At 36.9% G+C, this 2,892-nt stretch carries 3 protein-coding genes; all 3 read right to left on the bottom strand.

Going from position 1 to position 2,892, the window contains the following annotated elements:
• The coding region (locus KPL50_RS26190; RefSeq protein WP_216301418.1) for an electron transfer flavoprotein subunit alpha/FixB family protein at window positions 1-980 on the bottom strand (980 nt) is incomplete at its 3' end.
• 14 nt (window positions 981-994) lie between these two features.
• Complete coding sequence (locus KPL50_RS26195) at window positions 995-1,777, bottom strand: electron transfer flavoprotein subunit beta/FixA family protein (RefSeq protein WP_216301419.1); 783 nt, start codon at window positions 1,775-1,777, stop codon at window positions 995-997.
• Between the two features lie 13 nt (window positions 1,778-1,790).
• Window positions 1,791-2,892, bottom strand: a 1,102-nt coding sequence (locus tag KPL50_RS26200; protein ID WP_216301420.1) for an acyl-CoA dehydrogenase, incomplete at its 5' end; no start/stop codon positions are given.

Raw genomic sequence — 2,892 nt, forward strand, 5'->3', positions numbered from 1 at the left:
GCTATCATTTCTGGAAGAACTTTTGTGTAATCTCCAGCTATTGCAATATCTGCAACCTTCATGATAGGTGCTGTTGCATCTTTATTTATAGCTATTATAAAATCAGATTCTTGCATACCAGCTAAATGCTGAATTGCTCCTGAAATACCACAAGCTATATATACAGTTGGTCTAACAGTTTTTCCTGTTTGTCCTACTTGAAGTGATTTATCTACCCAACCATTTTCAACTGCTGCTCTAGATCCTCCAACAACTCCGCCAAGGCTAGTTGCCAAGGTTTCCAGTAATGCAAAGTTTTCTTTAGACCCAACTCCACGACCACCAGATACAATGATATTCGCTTCACCAATATCTGCTATATCTTTAGCTAGCTTTACAACTTCTAAAGTTTTAGTTCTAATATCAGCTTCAGTTAAGTTTACAGTAACTTTTTCAATCTTGCAAGTTCTGTTTTTATCTTTAGCTAATTTTTCAAAAACTCCTGGTCTAATAGTAGCCATTTGTGGTCTATGATCTCCACAAACTATAGTAGCCATTAAGTTTCCTCCAAATGCTGGTCTTGTCATAAGTAAGTTTTTAGTTTCTGTATCTATGTCTAGGGAAGTACAGTCAGCTGTAAGTCCTGTTGCAAGTCTTGCGGCTACTCTTGGTCCTAAATCTCTTCCTAAATAACTTGCTCCAATAAAAATTATCTCTGGCTTTCGCGTGCTGGCTAGTTCACAAATAACTTTTGCATAGGCATCAGTTGAAAAGTGACCGAGTAGTGGGTGCTCAGCAACAATAACCTTATCAGCGCCATAAGCTACGAGTTCGGCCGTCATAGCATCTGTTTTGTCTCCAAGTACTACAGCTGTTAACTCTTCGCCTAATTTATTAGCTATTTCACGTCCCTTACCTAAAATCTCAAGTGATACCTTTTGAAGTTCTCCATCTCTTTGCTCAGCAAAGACCCAGACTCCTTTGTAATCTTCTATATTCATTGCACGATCCCTCCTTAAATAAAGTGGTTTTCTTTTAATTTTGAAACTACATACTGAGCTGCTTCCTTAGGTTGTAATTTAACAAGTTCTCCATTACCTTTAGGTTCTTTAGTCATAGACTTTTTAACCTTTGTTGGTGAACCGTTTAGTCCTAGTAGAGCTTTGTCTGCTCCAATAATGTCTGCATTCCAAACTTTAACTTCTTTATTTTGATACATATCAAATATGTTTTTTATGTTCATATATCTTGGCTGATTTAACTCTTTAATAGCAGTTAAAAGAACAGGAGTTTTAACTTCTATGATTTCATATCCATCTTCCCAAGCTTTTCTAACTTTTAATCCACCATTAATTATTTCAACTTTTTCAACGTAAGTTATTTGAGCAAGACCTAAGTGCTCTGCAATCTCTGGGCCAACTTGCGCTGTATCTCCGTCGATTGCTTGTCTTCCTGCAAAAACGATGTCGTAGTCAAGTTTTCTTAAAGTTGCTGCTAGTGCATGTGATGTAGCTAATGTATCTGCACCTGCAAAGGCTCTGTCAGATACTAAAATCGCAGCGTCCGCTCCCATAGCTAGAGCTTCTCTTAGTGCTTTTTCCGCTTGTGGGGGTCCCATGCTTATTACTGTTACGTGTGCACCATCGGTATCTTTTAACCTTAGAGCTTCTTCTAGTGCATTTTTATCATCTGGATTTATAATTGATGGAACTCCCTCTCTTATAAGGGTTCCTGTTTTAGGATCTATTTTAACTTCATTTGTATCTGGAACTTGTTTTAAACATACGACTATATTCATTGTTTAATCCCTCCTACTTTAATAAGTTTGCAGCAATAACCATTTTTTGAACTTGTGAAGTTCCTTCGTAAATCTCAGTTATCTTAGCATCTCTCATCATTCTTTCTACTGGATATTCTTTTGTATATCCATATCCTCCGAAGATTTGAACAGCCTTAGTTGTAACTTCCATAGCTGTTTCTGATGCATATAATTTTGCTCTAGCAGCTTCCAATGCATATGGAAGACCATTATCCTTATTCCATGCTGCCTTATATACTAAAAGTCTTGAAGCTTCAACTTTAACATCAAGTTCAGCCATCATCCATTGAAGTCCTTGGAATGCTGAAAGTGGTTTTCCAAATTGTTTTCTTTCTTTCATGTATTTAGCAGCTGCCTCTAGTGCTCCTTCTGCAATCCCTAGTGCTTGAGCAGCTATACCAATTCTTCCTCCGTCAAGAGTTTTCATTGCTATACCAAAGCCTCTTCCTTCTTTTCCAAGCATGTTTTCTTTTGGAACTATACAATTTTCAAATACAAGTTCAGTAGTCGAAGATGCTCTTATTCCTAATTTATCTTCGTGTTTACCAATTGAAAATCCAGGAAACTCTTTTTCAACTATGAAAGCGGTAATTCCTTTTGTTCCTTTACTCTTATCAGTCATAGCAAAGACTATAAATGTATCTGCTACTCCACCGTTAGTGATAAATATTTTTGAACCATTTAATATATAATTATCTCCGTCTATTACTGCTGTAGTTTGTTGCTCAGACGCATCTGTTCCTGCATTAGGTTCAGTTAATCCAAAAGCTCCTAATTTCTCACCCTTTGCAAGTGGAATTAGATATTTGTTCTTTTGCTCTAATGTACCAAACATGTCTATTGGGCTTGCACATAGTGAAGTGTGAGCTGAAACTATAACTCCTGTAGTTCCACAGGCTTTTGATAATTCTTCAACGGCTATAGCGTAAGATAAATTATCTCCGCCGGCTCCACCAAATTCAGTAGAAATTGGAATACCAAGCATATGGTATCTAGCCATTTTCTCTACAGTTTCTGAAGGAAATCTTTCTGTTCTATCTATTTCTGCAGCTATTGGTTCAACTTCATTTATTGTAAATTCCCTTACCATTTGT

The organism is Clostridium sp. CF012 (assembly GCF_018861755.1).
Classification (GTDB): Bacteria; Bacillota; Clostridia; order Clostridiales; family Clostridiaceae; genus Clostridium_AD.